The 16045-nt window shown below is 67.4% G+C and carries 15 protein-coding genes; 12 read left to right on the top strand and 3 right to left on the bottom strand.

The window, feature by feature from the left end:
- Positions 1–36: 36 nt before the first annotated feature.
- The 5 genes from atpA (at position 37) to ACFQQD_RS10520 (ending at position 4891) form a co-directional block, all read left to right on the top strand.
- Complete coding sequence (gene atpA, locus ACFQQD_RS10540; RefSeq protein ID WP_378089041.1) at positions 37–1674, top strand: F0F1 ATP synthase subunit alpha; 1638 nt, start codon at positions 37–39, stop codon at positions 1672–1674.
- A 55-nt stretch (positions 1675–1729) separates the two neighbouring features.
- A complete protein-coding gene (locus ACFQQD_RS10535) occupies positions 1730–2623 on the top strand; it encodes a F0F1 ATP synthase subunit gamma (RefSeq protein WP_378089039.1) in 894 nt (297 codons plus the stop codon).
- Positions 2624–2684: 61 nt separating this feature from the next.
- Positions 2685–4142, top strand: coding sequence for a F0F1 ATP synthase subunit beta (gene atpD, locus ACFQQD_RS10530; RefSeq protein ID WP_378089037.1), 1458 nt, complete (start codon positions 2685–2687; stop codon positions 4140–4142).
- Between the two features lie 4 nt (positions 4143–4146).
- Positions 4147–4443 (top strand): F0F1 ATP synthase subunit epsilon, encoded by a 297-nt coding sequence (locus ACFQQD_RS10525; RefSeq protein ID WP_378089035.1) that lies wholly within the window; start codon positions 4147–4149, stop codon positions 4441–4443.
- A gap of 1 nt (position 4444) precedes the next feature.
- A complete protein-coding gene (locus tag ACFQQD_RS10520; RefSeq protein ID WP_378089033.1) occupies positions 4445–4891 on the top strand; it encodes a DUF2550 family protein in 447 nt (148 codons plus the stop codon).
- On the opposite strand, the gene ACFQQD_RS10515 is transcribed toward ACFQQD_RS10520, so the two are convergent.
- Both ACFQQD_RS10515 and nucS read right to left on the bottom strand, forming a co-directional pair.
- Positions 4885–5877 carry an N-acetylglucosamine-6-phosphate deacetylase gene (locus ACFQQD_RS10515; RefSeq protein ID WP_378089031.1) on the bottom strand — a complete coding sequence of 331 codons (993 nt, stop codon included), beginning with the start codon at positions 5875–5877 and terminating at the stop codon, positions 4885–4887. The genes ACFQQD_RS10520 and ACFQQD_RS10515 overlap by 7 nt on opposite strands.
- A gap of 196 nt (positions 5878–6073) precedes the next feature.
- Positions 6074–6769 carry an endonuclease NucS gene (gene nucS, locus ACFQQD_RS10510; RefSeq protein ID WP_378089029.1) on the bottom strand — a complete coding sequence of 232 codons (696 nt, stop codon included), beginning with the start codon at positions 6767–6769 and terminating at the stop codon, positions 6074–6076.
- A gap of 60 nt (positions 6770–6829) precedes the next feature.
- Here nucS and ACFQQD_RS10505 point away from each other — a divergent pair, with 60 nt between their 5' ends.
- A complete protein-coding gene (locus tag ACFQQD_RS10505) occupies positions 6830–7132 on the top strand; it encodes a hypothetical protein (protein ID WP_378089027.1) in 303 nt (100 codons plus the stop codon).
- Positions 7133–7146: 14 nt separating this feature from the next.
- Here ACFQQD_RS10505 and ACFQQD_RS10500 read toward each other — a convergent pair whose 3' ends face one another.
- Positions 7147–8463 (bottom strand): AI-2E family transporter, encoded by a 1317-nt coding sequence (locus ACFQQD_RS10500; protein ID WP_378089025.1) that lies wholly within the window; start codon positions 8461–8463, stop codon positions 7147–7149.
- Positions 8464–8614: 151 nt separating this feature from the next.
- Here ACFQQD_RS10500 and ACFQQD_RS10495 point away from each other — a divergent pair, with 151 nt between their 5' ends.
- The 6 genes from ACFQQD_RS10495 (at position 8615) to ACFQQD_RS10470 (ending at position 16044) form a co-directional block, all read left to right on the top strand.
- The gene (locus ACFQQD_RS10495; protein ID WP_378089023.1) at positions 8615–10276 is read left to right on the top strand and encodes a hypothetical protein; all 1662 of its coding nucleotides are present in this window, start codon (positions 8615–8617) and stop codon (positions 10274–10276) included.
- A 47-nt stretch (positions 10277–10323) separates the two neighbouring features.
- Entirely contained in the window at positions 10324–11289 is a 966-nt protein-coding gene (locus ACFQQD_RS10490; RefSeq protein ID WP_378089021.1) for a co-chaperone YbbN, read from the top strand.
- 78 nt (positions 11290–11367) lie between these two features.
- Entirely contained in the window at positions 11368–12174 is an 807-nt protein-coding gene (locus tag ACFQQD_RS10485; protein WP_378089019.1) for an ABC transporter ATP-binding protein, read from the top strand.
- Positions 12159–13733, top strand: coding sequence for a hypothetical protein (locus tag ACFQQD_RS10480; RefSeq protein ID WP_378089017.1), 1575 nt, complete (start codon positions 12159–12161; stop codon positions 13731–13733). Before ACFQQD_RS10485 ends, ACFQQD_RS10480 begins: the two co-directional genes overlap by 16 nt.
- A 42-nt stretch (positions 13734–13775) precedes the next feature.
- The gene (locus ACFQQD_RS10475; RefSeq protein ID WP_378089015.1) at positions 13776–14126 is read left to right on the top strand and encodes a DUF3039 domain-containing protein; all 351 of its coding nucleotides are present in this window, start codon (positions 13776–13778) and stop codon (positions 14124–14126) included.
- Between the two features lie 109 nt (positions 14127–14235).
- The gene (locus tag ACFQQD_RS10470) at positions 14236–16044 is read left to right on the top strand and encodes a DEAD/DEAH box helicase (RefSeq protein WP_378089013.1); all 1809 of its coding nucleotides are present in this window, start codon (positions 14236–14238) and stop codon (positions 16042–16044) included.
- Position 16045: the final 1 nt, after the last annotated feature.

Raw genomic sequence — 16045 nt, 5'->3', positions numbered from 1 at the left:
CTCGATGATCACCAACTGAGAGAGCAGGGAATGCAGATGGCCGACTTGACCATCAACGCTGACGATGTTCGCAATGCCCTGAAGGATTTCGCGGCATCCTACGAACCGGCCGGCACCGAACGTGTGGAGGTCGGCCAGGTCGTCTCCGCCGCTGACGGCATTGCCCGTGTGGAGGGTCTGCCCTCCGTCATGGCCAACGAGCTGCTTCGCTTCGAGGACGGGACGCTGGGCCTGGCCCAGAACCTCGACACCCGTGAGATCGGTGTCGTCGTGCTCGGGGACTTCCAGGGCATCGAGGAAGGCCAGGAGGTGCAGCGCACCGGCGAGGTTCTCTCCGTGCCGGTGGGTGACGCCTTCCTGGGCCGAGTGGTGGACCCCCTGGGCGCCCCCTTGGACGACATGGGACCGATCGAGGCCGAGGCCCGCCGCGCGATGGAGCTTCAGGCTCCGGGCGTGACGCAGCGCAAGTCCGTCGATCAGCCGATGCAGACCGGTCTGAAGTCGATCGACGCCATGATCCCGATCGGTCGCGGGCAGCGCCAGCTGCTCATCGGCGACCGCCAGACCGGCAAGACGGCGATCGGCATCGACACCATCCTGAACCAGAAGGAGAACTGGGAGTCCGGCGATCCCGAGAAGCAGGTGCGGTGCATCTACGTGGCGGTGGGCCAGAAGGCCTCCACCATCGCCTCGGTGCGCCACACGCTCGAGGAGAACGGCGCTCTGGAGTACACCACCATCGTGGCGTCACCGGCGTCCGACCCGGCCGGCTTCAAGTACCTGGCCCCGTATGCCGGTTCGGCGATCGGCCAGCACTGGATGTACGGCGGCAAGCACGTCCTGATCATCTTCGACGATCTGTCCAAGCAGGCCGAGGCCTACCGTGCGGTCTCGCTCTTGCTTCGCCGTCCGCCGGGACGCGAGGCCTACCCGGGCGACGTGTTCTACCTGCACTCCCGGCTCCTGGAGAGGTGCGCCAAGCTGTCCGACGAGATGGGCGGCGGCTCGATGACCGGACTGCCGATCGTGGAGACGAAGGCCAACGATGTCTCGGCCTACATCCCCACGAACGTCATCTCCATCACCGATGGCCAGATCTTCCTGCAGTCGGACCTGTTCAACGCCAACCAGCGTCCCGCTGTGGACGTCGGCATCTCGGTGTCCCGCGTGGGCGGCTCGGCCCAGATCAAGGCCATGAAGAAGGTCTCCGGCACCCTGAAGCTCGACCTGGCGCAGTACCGCGACCAGCAGGCCTTCGCCATGTTCGCCTCCGACCTGGACCCGGCCACCCGTCGCCAGCTGGCCCGTGGTGAGCGCCTGACCGAGCTGCTCAAGCAGCCGCAGTACACCCCGTACCCGGTGGAAGAGCAGGTCGTGTCCATCTGGGCCGGTGCCAACGGTCACCTCGACGAGGTGCCGGTGGAGGACGTGCTGCGGTTCGAGCGCGAATTCCTCGATCACCTGCGCCACAAGAACCTGGTGCTCGGACCGATCCGCGAGTCCGGGAAGATCGAGGACTCCACCCTGGAGGCGCTGAAGACCGAGGTCGAGGCCTTCAAGAAGGGTTTCTTCGGCGAAGGCGACAACAAACTCGTGGCTGCGGGCCACGAGGAGCACGATCCGCTGGCGGCCGACCAGGTCACCCAGGAAAAGATCGTCAAGCAGAAGCGCTGACTCGTTGAGGCCTGCCGGCGGGACCGGCGGGCCGACACGTAAGGAAAGGACCACCATGGGAGCCCAGATTCGGGTCTACCGCCAGAAGATCGCATCGACCCAGTCGATGCAGAAGATCTTCAAGGCGATGGAGCTGATCGCCACGTCCCGCATCGGCAAGGCGCGCGACCGCGTGTCCGCGTCGCTGCCGTACGCGAACGCGATCACCCGCGCGGTGTCCGCCGTGTCATCACAGCAGGACATCGAGCATGTGCTGACCTCCGAGGTCGAGAACCCGAAGCGTGCCGCCGTGCTGGTCCTCTCCTCGGACCGTGGCATGGCCGGCGCCTACTCGGCCAACATCCTGCGCCACGCCGAGGAACTGCTCGAGACCTTGCACGCAGAGGGCAAGGAGACCGATATCTACCTGGTGGGCCGTAAGGCTCAGGGGTACTTCGATTTCCGGGACCGCGAGTACAAGAAGGTCTGGACGGACAATACGGACAAGCCGGATTTCCTCCGGGCTCGTGAGATCGGCGAGCACCTGGTCGAGTCGTTCCTCGAGGACACCGACCAGGGTGGGGTCGACGAGATTCACCTCGTCTTCACCGAGTTCCGCACCCTGATCGTCCAGGTGCCGACCGTGGTTCGCCTGCTGCCCCTGGAGGTCGTGGAGGAAGAGGTCACCGACGAGTCGGAACTGTTCCCGCTCTACGAGTACGAGCCGGCACCGGAAGACGTCCTGGACGCTCTGTTGCCGAAGTACATCGAGTCCAGGATCTTCTCCGCCATGCTCCAGGCCGCGGCATCGGAGCTGGCCAGCCGCCAGCGCGCCATGAAGGCGGCCGGTGACAACGCCAAGGAGCTCGTCCGTGAGTACACCCTGATGATGAACAACGCCCGCCAGGCGGAGATCACCCAGGAGCTCACCGAACTGATCGCCGGTGCAGACGCGCTCAATGCGTCCTGACGCAGACGAGTCCGACCAGCACCTCAGCCCTACCGCCATCCACACCAAAGAAGTGAGAGAGATGACTGCTACCACGAACGAACAGGGGACCGGTACCACCACCGGTGGCGCCACTGGTCGCATCGCCCGCGTGATCGGGCCGGTGATCGACGCCGAATTCCCCGCCGATGCCATGCCGGGCATCTACCACGCTCTGACCGCAGAGCTCACCATCAACGGTGAGACGCGCACCATCACCTTCGAGACCGCACAGCACCTGGGCGACAACCTGGTTCGCGCGATCTCGCTGCAGTCCACCGACGGCCTGGTGCGCGGCGCTGCCGTGACCGACACCGGAGCCCCGATCTCCGTGCCGGTCGGCGAGGTCGTCAAGGGCCACATCTTCAACGTCCTGGGCGAGGCCCTCGACGTGCCGACCTCCGAGCTGCAGGTGACGGAGCGCTGGCCGATTCACCGCCCGGCGCCGAACTTCGCCGCTCTGGAGGGCTCCACCGAGATGCTGGAGACCGGCATCAAGGTCATCGACCTGCTGACCCCGTACATCAAGGGCGGCAAGATCGGCCTGTTCGGCGGCGCCGGGGTCGGCAAGACGGTGCTCATCCAGGAGATGATCACCCGTGTGGCCCGCAACTTCGGCGGCACCTCGGTGTTCGCCGGCGTGGGCGAGCGGACCCGTGAGGGCAACGACCTTTGGGTCGAGATGGACGAGGCCGACGTGCTGAAGGACACCGCCCTGGTGTTCGGTCAGATGGACGAGCCGCCGGGAACCCGTCTGCGCGTCGCCCTGACCGGCCTGACCATGGCCGAGTACTTCCGCGACGAGATGAACCAGGACGTCCTGCTGTTCATTGACAACATCTTCCGTTTCTCCCAGGCCGGTTCCGAGGTCTCCACGCTGTTGGGCCGTATGCCCTCGGCCGTGGGCTACCAGCCGAACCTGGCCGACGAGATGGGTGTGCTGCAGGAACGCATCACCTCCACTCGCGGACACTCCATCACCTCGATGCAGGCCGTCTACGTTCCCGCGGACGACTACACCGACCCGGCCCCGGCCAACGTGTTCGCCCACCTGGACGCCACCACGAACCTCACCCGTTCGCTGGCCTCTCGTGGTCTGTACCCGGCCGTGGACCCGCTGGCCTCGACGTCCCGCATCCTGGACCCGCAGTACGTGGGCCAGGAGCACTACGACGCCGCGACCCGCGTCAAGCAGATCCTGCAGAAGAACAAGGAACTGCAGGACATCATAGCGATCCTCGGTGTGGACGAACTGGGCGAAGAGGACAAGATCGTCGTGTCCCGTGCGCGCCGCATCGAGCAGTTCCTGTCGCAGAACACCTACACCGCCAAGCAGTTCACCGGCGTCGAGGGGTCAACGGTGTCGATCAAGGACACCATTGAGGGCTTCAACGCCATCGTCAACGGCGACCTCGACCACGTCTCCGAGCAGGCGTTCTACAACGTCGGCGGCCTGGACGACGTCGAGCGCAACTGGGCCAAGATCCAGTCGGAGAACTGAGCTGATGGCTGAGCAGCGCGAGCTCGAAGTGGAGATCGTGGCGGAGGACCGGTTCATCTGGTCCGGACCGGCACTGTCGGTCAGCGCCCGGACCATCGACGGCGAGATCGGCATCCTGCCCGGGCACAGTCCGATGCTGGCCGTGCTGGGCGACGGCGGCGTCGTCGTCCAGCAGGTCAACGGTTCGACCGTCACGGCTCATGCCGAAGGCGGCTTCTTCTCCGTCGACAACGACCGTGTGGTTATTGTGGCGGGCGCAGCGACCCTCGACGGCGATTCTGCCGGGGAGAGCGCAGCCTGACGTGAGTCCCTGGTGGTCCGCCGTCGTCGCTGCCGTGGTGGCGGCCGCGCTGGTGATCGCCTTCATGGTGTGGTGGCGCTGGCGCACGCTGGTGCGGACCCCGGGGACGTTCACGGCCCGGGTGCGGAAGCCGGGTCAGGAATCTCGAGGGGTCTTGGTGATCGGACGCTACGACGAGGCCGGTCTCGACCTGATGACGGTGGCCTCGGTGGATCCTCGGCCGCGATGGAAGGCCTCTCGCCACCAGCTTCGGCTGCAGCGAGTCGAGCCGGCGCGTCAGGACGGTACGGTGACGGTGCGCGTGGATGGCGGGCCGTCACCGATCGAGTTGAATATCGACGGCGATGCCTGCGCCGGCCTGTCCGCCTGGGTCGAGTCGGGTCCCTCCGTCGGGTTCGGCACCTGGCGGGAGCTGCCGAGCCGGAGCCACCGCCGCCGGAGTCACTGAGGCACCGGCTGAGACCCCGGAGGCACGACGACGGCCGCACGGCCGTCGCCATTCCACACCACCCAGCCCGAGTCCCGGCGAGAGTGCGGTAGTCCCTCCGCCGGAGTTGACGTGACGGTGGGGACTGCGTCCTCCACGGGGATGCCCCAGCGCAGCAGATGCTGAAAGGCGCCGTCCAGCAAGACCGCCCCGGAGGCCAGGACCGCGTGGTCGGTGCTGGCCGGCGTCGCCGTCCCTGCGGTGACCGTGACCGCCCCCAGAGCGTAGTGTCCCGGAGCGGCCTCCGTGGCCGCAGACGCGTCGGAGACCACGCACACCGCATCGGGCGCCAGGGTGAAGACATCCTGGATCACGGTCGAATCCACGTGGTGACCGTCCGCGATCAGTTCCAGTCTCAACCGCCCCTGTGCGGCCAGGGCGAGGGCCCGCATCGTCGGGCCGGGCGTTCGGTGATGGAACGGCGGCATCGCGTTGAACAGGTGCGTCACCGCCAGCCGGCCGGGATGAATCCGCTCCACCGCTGCCGCGAGCTCCGCTGAGGAGGCCTCGGTGTGTCCGGGTGAGGGCAGAACGCCGGCGGCCAGCAGCATCTCCTCCAGGCGCTCGGCTCCCGGTAACTCCGGCGCATAGGTCATCGCCGTGAGGGCACGCCCTCCGGTCTCGAGCAGAGCCGAGACCCACTGCACGGCGCCCGGCGCGTCCGGACGGCGGAGATCCGTGGGGGACTGGGCGCCACAGCGACTCTCGGCCAGGAAGGGCCCCTCCACGTGGATTCCCGCGAGCGAGTCCTCCTGCACGAGGGTGGCGAGCCGGCGGACGGCGGCGAGCATGGCGTCCGGCGGCATGGTCGGCACCGACGCCACGACGCGCGTCACGCCCCGTGCGGAGAGCTGCTGCAGCGCCCCACGGATCTCCGACGTGGGGGCCGTGGCGAAATCCACGCCGAGGGCACCGTGACAGTGTTGATCGACCAGTCCGGGGGTCATCAGTGGTGGGGTTGTCAGCGGTGGGGTTGTCAGCGGTGCCGGCTCGGCCCGAGAGTACTGGACGTCAGGCGCCTGCGCGGCCGGACCCACCCACGCCAGGTGACGGCCGTGCCAGAGGGCCAGGCCGTCGTCGTGATAGGTGCGCCCGTCATGCAGGCGGCAGGCCAACGCCGTTACGGCGGGCGGCTGGCCTGGGTCAGAAGAGGCGGGACTCGGCATCGTCCACGCCGCGCATGGCGTCGTAGTCCAGGGTGACGCAGCGGATGCCGCGGTCCTCGGCCAGGGTGCGGGCCTGCGGCTTGATCTGCTGCGCCGCGAAGACGCCCCGGACCGGAGCCAACAGGGGATCGCGGTTCATCAGCTGCAGATAGCGGGTCAGTTGCTCGACGCCGTCGATGTCACCGCGCCGCTTGAGCTCCACCGCAACGGTGCCGCCGGCGGCGTCGCGGGCCAGGATGTCCACGGGACCGATGGCGGTCATGTACTCCCGGCGGACCAGAGAGTGTCCTTCGCCGAGCAACTCGATCTGTTCGGCCAGCAAGCGCTGCAGGTCGGCCTCGACGCCGTCCTTGACGAGTCCCGGGTCGACCCCCAGGTCGTGGGCGGAGTCGTGCAGGACCTCGAACAGGTGGACGATGAGCCGGTCATCGGACTTGGCGGCCTGCACCGTCCAGATCTCGGTGACGCCTTCCTCGGCCAAATCCTCTGAGGGTGCACTGACACGCAGGGTGGCCGGCGGGCTCATCCAATTCAGAGGCTTGTACGATCCGCCGTCAGAATGCACCAGCACCGAGCCGTCGGCCTTGACCATGAGCAGGCGCGTGGCCTGCGGCAAGTGGGCGCGCAATCGTCCCTCGTAGTTCACGGAACACCGGGCAATCACCAAACGCACATCCGGCAGTCTACTGGTCCCGGGAGGCTGGCCTGACACCGAATATGACACCATGGTGGCGTGCCCCGCTCGAACCGCCCTCGCCGCCGTCGCGGTCCTCCGCGGGGAACGGGCCCGGTCTGGGACCCCGGCTACCGTCAAGAGGACGGGCACGACGGCGGCTGGCACGTCCGGCAGATTCCCGCCTGGCGCGCGGTGAAGGACTACGTCTGTCCCGGATGCGGCCGGACGATACCGCCCGGCCTGCCGCACTTGGTGGCCTGGCGCAGTGACCTCATCTTCGGAGACGACGCCGCCGCGGCCGACCGCCGGCACTGGCACCCCAAGTGCTGGAGCACGCGCCAACAGGACGGGCCGTACTGACCGGAGTACTGGCCCTACAGCCGGTCCTGCCGGGGAATCAGCACCTCTTTGACCACGAGCATCACGGCGGCGGCGAACGGAATCGCCATCAGCGCCCCGAGCACGCCCAGCAGCGCGGCCCCGGCGATGACGGCGATGACGGCCACCGAACCCGGCACCGCCACGGCACGGCTCATCACGCGTGGGGAGACGAAGTAGGTCTCCACCTGCAGGTAGACGAAATAGATGGCGGCGAAGATCAACGCCTGCTGCCAGCCACCCGTGAGGGCCACCAGAGTCAGGATGATGCCTCCGGTCATGGCGCCGACCAAGGGGATGAAGGCCATGAGCCCGGCGAAGAAGGCGAGCAGCGCGCCATACTGAATACCGGCGATCGCGATCGCGATGAACGCGACCAGGCCGTTGAGGCCGGCGACCACCGACTGGCCGATGACATAGTGCCCCACCGACGAGGTGATCTCCTCGCCCAGATACTCCACGCGAGCTCGGCGTGACTGCGGGGCCAGCCGGTAGGCCCAGTACTTCATGGACGGCAGTGTCGCCAGGAAGTACAGCGTCAGCACGAGCACGATCAGCACCGAGAATCCGGTGTTGATGATGGCCGTGCCGACGCCGAAGAGCCCACCGAAGACGGCGGTGACGTTGGAGGAGTCGGCGACGAACTTGTTCATCTCGGTCTCGGCAATCTCCCGGATGCCGAACTGCGTGTCCAGGTCGTGGAAGAATTGCGACTCCAGGAAGTCGGACACCATCTGGGGCAGGCCCTCGACGAAGGCGCTGGTCTGTTCAACCACGGTGGGGATGAGCAGTGAGAAGAACAAGGTCAAGATGGCGGCGAGCATCAGGACCGCCGCGGCGACGCCCACTCCACGCGGTGCGCCCCAGCTCTCGAGCCGCCGCACGATCGGGTCCAGTCCGAGGGCGATGAACAGGGCGGCGCCGATCCACACCAAGAGCTGCGTGTTGGCCGAGAGGATGCCGTAGACCAGCAGCGCCATGCCGACGCCGGCGGTGAACAGGAAGCCGGTCTGGACGGGATGCGCCCAGCTGACCAGAGCGACGCCGTGGCCCTCGCTCTCGGCGCCCTCCTCGTCTCCGTCCGCGGTGGCTGATGCGCTCAAGGGTGGTCGCAGCTCGAATCGGGGACGCGGGCGGGCGCCCGGCAGCCGGCGGTTCGTCAGCCAGCGCCGAAGCAGGGCCGAGGGTCGCCCTGTACCGGCGTCGGCAGTCGCACCGGAGGTCGCATCGGCCGGAGCGCCGGAATCGGCGCTCGGTTCCGGGACGTCCTCGGGACCGTGGCCGGCGTCGGGGTGGGGGGATTGGTCCTGCACAAGCGATAGGCTACGTCACCGACCTTCGTGGTTCCTGGCGCCGCCCCGTCGAGCCGTTATCAGTTAGTGACCTTCTCGGTATACTGGAGGCTGGCCTAGCGGCCGATGTCAGCCCCATCGGGTGCAACCCCCCCCATGAACAGGTGAGCGAGTGCGAGTAGTTTCCGGAGTAGTAGCCCTGGTGTTGGGCCTGGCCGCCATGACGGGGGCGTTCGGCCTGCAGACCGTCTGGGCTCCACCGGCCACCCTGACGGCGTCCACGGGGGCTGCCTCTGCGGCGCCTGCCGAGGCGCCCCTCACCGTGATCACCGGCGGCATCGACGAGGTCGACGACAAGCCGGTCGAATACTCGCTGAGCGGCGAAGGCGACTACACCGTCATGCTCGGACAGAAGCGGGACGTGGAGGCGTGGGTCGGGGACGCCGCGCACAACACCATCTCCGGCATCGAGACGGACGTCCCGGACGGCGAGGCCCCGCGGGTGGTGGTTGAGCATACCGACGGTGAGGCCACCGTGCCGGATCCCGCTGGCTCTGATCTGTGGGTCGATGTCCAGCGCGCGTCCGGGACGATCGAGCAGCGGTGGTCCGTCCCGTCCGAGGGCGAATGGGCTCTGCTCGTCGCCGCGGACGGCACGCAGCCCGCTCCCACCCAGATGAGCGTGACGTGGACGAACACCGTGGGGGACAGCCCGTGGATCGTCCCGCTGGCCATCATCGGGGCACTGTTGGCGCTGATCGGCATCGCCCTGTTGGTCTGGGCGCTGATGATTCGGAACCGCCGGCGCAACCGTCCCGCCCCGGGGACGACGGCCACCGCCTCGGTGGTGGCGCTCGCGGTGGTGACGGCCTCCCTGACGGCGCCGTCCATGGTCCTGGGAGCGAGTCCGGCCCGCGCCGACGCGGCGGAGCGTGAGCAGTATCCGCTGGTGACGGAATCCCAGCTGGAACGCATCCTGGCCAAGATCTCCTACGTGGTCCGCAAAGGCGACCAGGAACAGGACGTCGACACCCTGCGTCCACGCGTCGGTAGCCAAGCCTTGCAGTTGCGCTCGTTCAACTACACCAATCGCGCCGTGTCAGACGAGGTGCAGCCGCAGGAACCGGTGTCGGCCGGGCCCGTGGTCTCGGTACTGGCAGAAGCGGATCCGGAGTTTCCCCGGACCATCGCCGCGGTGACGGAGGGAGAGGGCAACAGCACCCCGCAGTTCCTCGTGCTGCGTCAGAACTCCGCCAGGGACCAGTACCGGCTGGTGGCCAACACACCCATGACTCCGGGAGCCGAGTTGCCCGCCAGTGATCTCTCCGACACGAGCGTGGAGTCCGTGGCCTCGGACGACACCACCGGTCTGGCGATGTCGCCGGGAAATGCCGTGGCCGGCCTGGCCCGATATCTGACGGACCCGGAGGCCGACTTCGCCGATCGCATGGTCGAGAACCCGGTGATCGACGGTGTGCACGAATACCAGGCCAGTGTGGAAGAGGACGCGCCGGACGCCAAGATGTACATCTCCCGACGGTCGGTGCCGGATGCCTCCATCACCCTCCGTCTGGCCGATGGATCGGCCTTGGTGATCGGCCACATTGACGCGCGCATGACGATTGCTCCGCGGTCTCCCGGGGATCGGATCGTGGTGGACGAGCTGGCCGCTGAGCGGGCGGGTGAGGACAGTGTGGAGACCACGGCTCCGGTGCGCATGACGTACCGTGAGGTCGTGGCTGTCCGAGTGCCTGCCGAAGGCAGCAGCGGCGACGACGCGAAGGTCTCCCTGGTGGGCATGACCGACGAACTTCAGGCGGTGTCGTTCGACTGACGGCGCCCCATCAGCTGAAGCCAACCGAAGAGTAGGAGCGTCCCGGAATGTCTCAGCAACCCGCCATGCCGTCCCACTTGCGTGGTGCACTCGATCTGTCCTCGCTGAAGAAACCTGCCGCGCCGGCCGGCTCGGGGGACGCCGCTGGAGCGGGGAAGGCCGGCGCGGGAAGCTGGGTCCTGGACCGTGCCAGCCAGGGCGATCTGCAACAGCTGATCCAGCTGTCCTCCCGCGTGCCGGTCCTGGTGCACCTGGCGGTGCCCTCCGACCCGAGCAGCCAGCAGATCCAGGACCTGATGGCGCCCGCCGTCGATCAGCGGGCTGGAAAGCTGATCCTGGCCCGCGTGGACACCGAAGCCGAACCCGAGTTCCTGCAGGTGTTCGGCCTGCAGGCCGGGCCCGCGGTGGTGGCCGTCCTTGCCGGCCAGCCGATTCCGGTGCTGAACCAGCCGGTGCCGGCGGCACAGTTCAACCAATTGCTGGACGAGCTGCTGACGGCCGCCGCCCAGAACGGCGTGTCCGGTACGGTGCCGCCGCTGGCCCCCGCTCGCGCCGATGGAGCCGGTGGCGCCGACGCCGCGGAGCCGTCTCAGCCTTCCCTTCCGCCCCTGCATCAAGAGGCTTATGACGCCATCGAGCGGGGTGACTACGCGGCGGCCATGGATGCCTATCGCCGCGCCCTGACGGAGAATCCCGGGGACCACGACGCCAAGGTGGGCTTGACCCAGGCCGGGCTGTTCGCCCGTACCGCCGAGATGGATGCGGCAGCGGTGCGTGAACAGGCTGCGGAGAATCCGGACGACGTCCAGGCCCAGATCGACGTGGCGGACCTCGACCTGCTCGGCGGGCACGTGGACGACGCGTTCAACCGGCTCGTGAGGTTCATCGCGGCCCATCCGGGGGAGGAACGCAACACCGCGCGTGAGCACCTCGTCGAGCTCTACTCGGTCGTCGGAGACCAGGACCCGCGCACCGCCGCGTCCCGCAAGGCCTTGGCGCTGGCACTGTTCTAGATCTTCTGACTTAAGTCACGGGTGGGAATGCCATGGCGCAGGCGCGGCCATGGTGGCGGCCTTGCTAGCGTTTCACCCATGAGCATTCCCGAGTCGACCGAGCCCTCCGGACCCGCCCCGTCGCTACCGGACCCGACGACGGCCATCGCCATCCGTGGCCTGGCCAAGCGGTTCGGCGAGAAGATCGCCGTGAACGGCATCTCGCTGGACGTGCCGGCCGGGTCGTTCTACGGGCTGGTCGGCCCCAACGGCGCGGGCAAGACCACCGCCATGTCCATGGCCACTGGGCTGCTGCGCCCGGATCACGGCCAGGTGTTCATTCACGGCACGGACGTGTGGCAGGAACCCCTGGTGGCCAAGCGCAGGATGGGTGTGCTCGCCGATGGCGTCCGGCTCTTCGATCGCCTGACGGGTGAGCAGCTCGTCACCTACTCGGGGCTGCTACGGGGACTCGACCGGGAAACGGTCGCTCGGCGCACCGAGGATCTCTTGCGCGTCATGGATCTGAGCGATGACGCGGGCAAGCTCGTCGTCGACTACTCGGCAGGCATGACCAAGAAGGTCGCCTTGGCCTCTGCGATGATCCACGCTCCGAAGGTGCTGGTCCTGGATGAGCCCTTCGAAGCGGTGGATCCGGTCTCGGCGGCGAACATCCGGGAGATCCTTGCCCAGTTCGTCTCGACCGGCGGAACCGTGATCGTCTCCAGCCACGTGATGGATCTCGTCCAACGCATGTGTGACCACGTCGCGGTGATCGCTCAGGGCAATCTTCTGGCGGCCGGCACGGTGGACGAGGTCAGGAACGGCCAGAGCCTCGAGGACCGCTTTGTGGATCTCGTGGGTGGACGCTCGACCGGAGAGGGGTTGTCGTGGTTGCGCACCTGATGCGGATGAAGCTCGCCATCACTCTCAACGGGTGGAAGAAGAGCACTTTTCAACTGGTGATGTCCATCATCGGGGTCGCCTATATCGCCTTCGTGCTGGTCATGCTCGGCGTGGGCGCATCCTTCCTGCCCGAGCTCGACGTTCAGACGCGGGGAACCATCCTGACGCTGGTCGGAGCGGTCGCCGTCGTGCTGTGGATCGTCCTGCCCGTGTTCTTCACCGGGGTGGACCTGACACTGGACCCGTCCAATTTCGCCACCTTCGGGATTCCGTCGCGGAAGCTGGTCCCCGGCCTGGCCATGGCCGGACTGGTGACCCTGCCCGGCGCCGCCACGTTGCTGGGCTATCTCTTGTCGGTCCTGGCCTGGCGGGATATCGCCGGCGCCCTCCTGCTGGCCATCCCGACGGCCGTCGTCGGGGCGCTGTTCTGTATCTGCATGTCATACGCCGTGACCGGATTGCTGGCGGCCTACACCGGGCAGCGGCGCATTCGCGAGATCATGTCCATCGTCGCCTTCGTTCCGTTGATGCTCAGCGGCGTGATCATCGGGGGAGTCGCCGATTCGGTGGAGTCCGCCATCGATCAGCTTCCGGGCATCGCCGCGGTGCTGGCGTGGACTCCTCTCGGTTCCTTCACCGCCGCTCCATGGGCTCTGGCCGAGGGGCGGTATCTGGATGCCGTCGGGCAAGCTGTGCTGTGTCTCGTGTGGCTGGCCGGGGCCGTGCTGCTCTGGCAGGTGGCCGTCAATCGCAGTTACACGCAGGTGCGGGGTGCCGGTCCGGCCAGCCAGAAGACCAAGTCCGGTCTGGGCCTGCTGGGTGTCCTGCCCGGTACACCGGCCGGAGCCATTGCCGCGCGATCGATCATCTACTGGCTCAAAGACCCGCGGTATTCCTCCTCGCTCGTGGTCATCCCGCTGATGCTCGTGCTGTTCTGGTTCCTCGGATATCAGTCGGGTGACTACACCATGGTGCTCCTGATGGGGCCGATCACGGGCTACCTGCTGGGGTATTCCATCTCAGCGGACATCAGCTACGACGGCTCCGCCTTCGCCCTCCACGTCACCTCCGGTGTGTCCGGCCGGGACGATCGAGTCGGACGGGTGGCCTCCCTGCTCCTGTGGGGCATCCCGGTCACGCTGTTGTTCACCATCGTGACGGTCTGGATGTCCGGGGAATGGATGCTGCTGCCGGGGTTGACCGGTCTGGCACTCGGCGCGCTGCTCACCGGAGCCGGCGTCTCCGCCCTGGTGTCGGCGCGATTCATCTATCCGGTGCCGCCTCCGGGAGCCAGCCCATTCGCGACGCCCGAAGGCGCCACCATGCGCATCATGGTGGTCTCGTTGGGAGCCATGATCGTGGTCGGTGCCCTGGTGATTCCCGAAGTGGCGCTGTACATCGCAGCCCTCGCCACCGGGGACATACTGTTCCACTGGCTCACCTTGATCGTCGGGCTCGTTCTCGGAGGATTCCTGGTGTGGCTCGGCATTCGGCTCGGCGGTTCGTGGTTCGATCGCGCGCAGGCCGAGACGTATCAAGCGGTGCTCAACGCCGGGTAAGTGCTGGCGTGCCGTCAGGACGGGCGCGCTAGACTGGTGTGCATGAGTTTGCCAGCCGAACCTGATGTGAACGAACCCCGTACCCCTCAGGGTCCCGGTGGTGGCGGAGCTGCCGTCCTTGACCGCGAAGAGCAGCTTCAGGAAGCCGAGCCGGGCGACCACGAGCGCTTCGCGCACTACGTTCGCAAGGAGAAGATCACCGAGTCCGCCGTGACCGGTGATCCCGTGGTGGCCCTGTGCGGTAAGGTCTGGACGCCCGGCCGCGATCCCGAGCGCTTCCCCGTGTGTCCTGAGTGCAAGGAGATCTACGAGGACCTCCAGGCCGGTGGCGATGGCAAGGGCGGCTCCGGTGGTGGCGGCCGCGGCTGGTTCGGCCGGGGCGGGAAGAACTGACCACCTCGCGTTCCGCGCACTCCTGAACCGCTGAACTCCTCCGGTTCAGTGATACGTTTCCCTGTTTCCGCCGTACTCGACCACGCCCTGAGGAGGCCAGTGAAGCTCCGTGTCCGACACTGACGCCGCCCCCTTGTTCCATATCGGTGACGATCTGCCCCCGGCCCTGCCGGAGCGAGCTGCGTGGGGCACCGCACCCAAGCTGCGCCAGTGGCAGCAGGAGGCGCTGGAGCAGTATCTCTCCACGCAGCCGCGGGACTTCATGGCCGTCGCCACGCCGGGTGCGGGTAAGACCACCTTCGCGTTGCGCGTGGCCAAGTCGCTGCTGGAGGCGGGCACCGTCACCCGGATCACCGTGGTGGCGCCGACCGAGCACCTCAAGCGACAGTGGGCCGACTCGGCCGCTCGCGTCGGGGTGGCCATCGACCCCAACTTCAAGAACGCGGACGGCCGGCACGGGGACGAGTACATCGGCGTCGCGTTGACGTACGCGCAGGTCGCCTCCAAGCCCATTCTGCACCGCAATCGCACGGAGAATGCCCGCACCCTGGTGATCCTGGACGAGATCCACCACGGCGGAGACGCCCTGAGCTGGGGAGACGGCATTCGTGAGGCCTTCGAGCCGGCCGCCCGACGCCTGTCGCTGACCGGTACCCCGTTCCGCTCGGACACCGCGGCCATTCCCTTCGTCGACTATGTGGAGTACGACGACGGCATTCGCCGGTCCCGCGCGGACTACACCTACGGCTATGGTCCGGCCTTGAGGGATCACGTGGTCCGGCCGGTGATCTTCATGGCGTACTCCGGCCAGATGCGCTGGAAGACCACCACGGGCGACATCATGGAGGCCCAGCTGGGGGAGGCCGCCACCAAGGACATCACGGCCCAGGCCTGGCGTACCGCGCTGAATCCCGAGGGGGAGTGGATCCCGTCCGTGCTCCGCGCGGCCGACCGACGGCTCACCGAGGTGCGGCGCAATGTGCCGGATGCCGGGGGACTCGTTATCGCCACCGACCACAACGACGCCCGCGCCTATGCCACACAGTTGCAGTCCATCACGGGCGAAGAGGTCACCGTCGTCCTCTCCGACGACAAGGGGGCCTCGGAGAAGATCGAGGAATTCTCCGACGGTGAGCAGCGCTGGATGGTGGCGGTGCGCATGGTCTCCGAGGGCGTGGACGTGCCCCGGCTCTGCGTCGGCGTCTATGCCACCTCCACCTCCACCCCCCTCTTCTTCGCCCAAGCCGTCGGACGCTTCGTCCGTTCCCGACGTCGGGGGGAGACGGCCAGCGTGTTCTTGCCGTCCGTGCCGCAGCTGATGCTGTTGGCCAACGAGATGGAGGCCGAGCGGGATCACGCCCTGGACCGGCCGGAGTCCGCGGCCGGCGTCGAGGATCTGGAGGATCTGTCCCAGTCCCCGGAGGAGGATCTGCTGGCGGCGGCGAATCGGCAGGAGAAGGCCTCGGATTCACTGACGGCATCTGAGTTCAAGGCACTGGAATCGCAGGCTTCGTTCGACAAGGTGCTGTTTGACGGCTCGGAATTCGGCACCGGCGGCGCGATCGGCTCCGAGGACGAACTGGATTTCCTCGGCATTCCAGGCCTGCTCGATGCCGAACAGGTGAGTCAGCTGCTGCGCCAGCGGCAGAGCGAGCAGTTGAAGCGACGGCCGCAGTCACCGCAGTCGCAGACGCAGGCACAGGGGCCAGACGTGGTGGATCACCGGCGCCTGAAGGAGATGCGCTCCCAGCTGTCCAAGAACGTGGCCGCGTGGTCGGCGCGGTCCGGCACTCCGCACGGGATGATCCACAACCGGCTTCGAGAGATCAGCGGCGGGCCACCGGTCGCGCAGGCCACAGCGGAACAGTTGGAGATCCGGCTGAAGACACTGCAGAACTGGTTCGTCGGCCGGAAGTAGC

Source organism: Citricoccus sp. GCM10030269, assembly GCF_042665635.1.
In the GTDB taxonomy this organism is placed as follows: domain Bacteria; phylum Actinomycetota; class Actinomycetes; order Actinomycetales; family Micrococcaceae; genus Citricoccus.
This window is presented reverse-complemented; position numbering and strand designations above follow the sequence as displayed.

What these genes read in the sequence shown, in the direction of transcription:
- atpA (WP_378089041.1), top strand. Translation starts at nt 37, where the DNA reads ATGGCCGACTTGACCATCAACGCTGACGATGTTCGCAATGCCCTGAAG.
- ACFQQD_RS10535 (WP_378089039.1), top strand. Translation starts at nt 1,730, where the DNA reads ATGGGAGCCCAGATTCGGGTCTACCGCCAGAAGATCGCATCGACCCAG.
- atpD (WP_378089037.1), top strand. Translation starts at nt 2,685, where the DNA reads ATGACTGCTACCACGAACGAACAGGGGACCGGTACCACCACCGGTGGC.
- ACFQQD_RS10515 (WP_378089031.1), bottom strand. Translation starts at nt 5,877, where the DNA reads ATGACCCCCGGACTGGTCGATCAACACTGTCACGGTGCCCTCGGCGTG.
- ACFQQD_RS10525 (WP_378089035.1), top strand. Translation starts at nt 4,147, where the DNA reads ATGGCTGAGCAGCGCGAGCTCGAAGTGGAGATCGTGGCGGAGGACCGG.
- ACFQQD_RS10475 (WP_378089015.1), top strand. Translation starts at nt 13,776, where the DNA reads ATGAGTTTGCCAGCCGAACCTGATGTGAACGAACCCCGTACCCCTCAG.
- ACFQQD_RS10490 (WP_378089021.1), top strand. Translation starts at nt 10,324, where the DNA reads ATGTCTCAGCAACCCGCCATGCCGTCCCACTTGCGTGGTGCACTCGAT.
- ACFQQD_RS10485 (WP_378089019.1), top strand. Translation starts at nt 11,368, where the DNA reads ATGAGCATTCCCGAGTCGACCGAGCCCTCCGGACCCGCCCCGTCGCTA.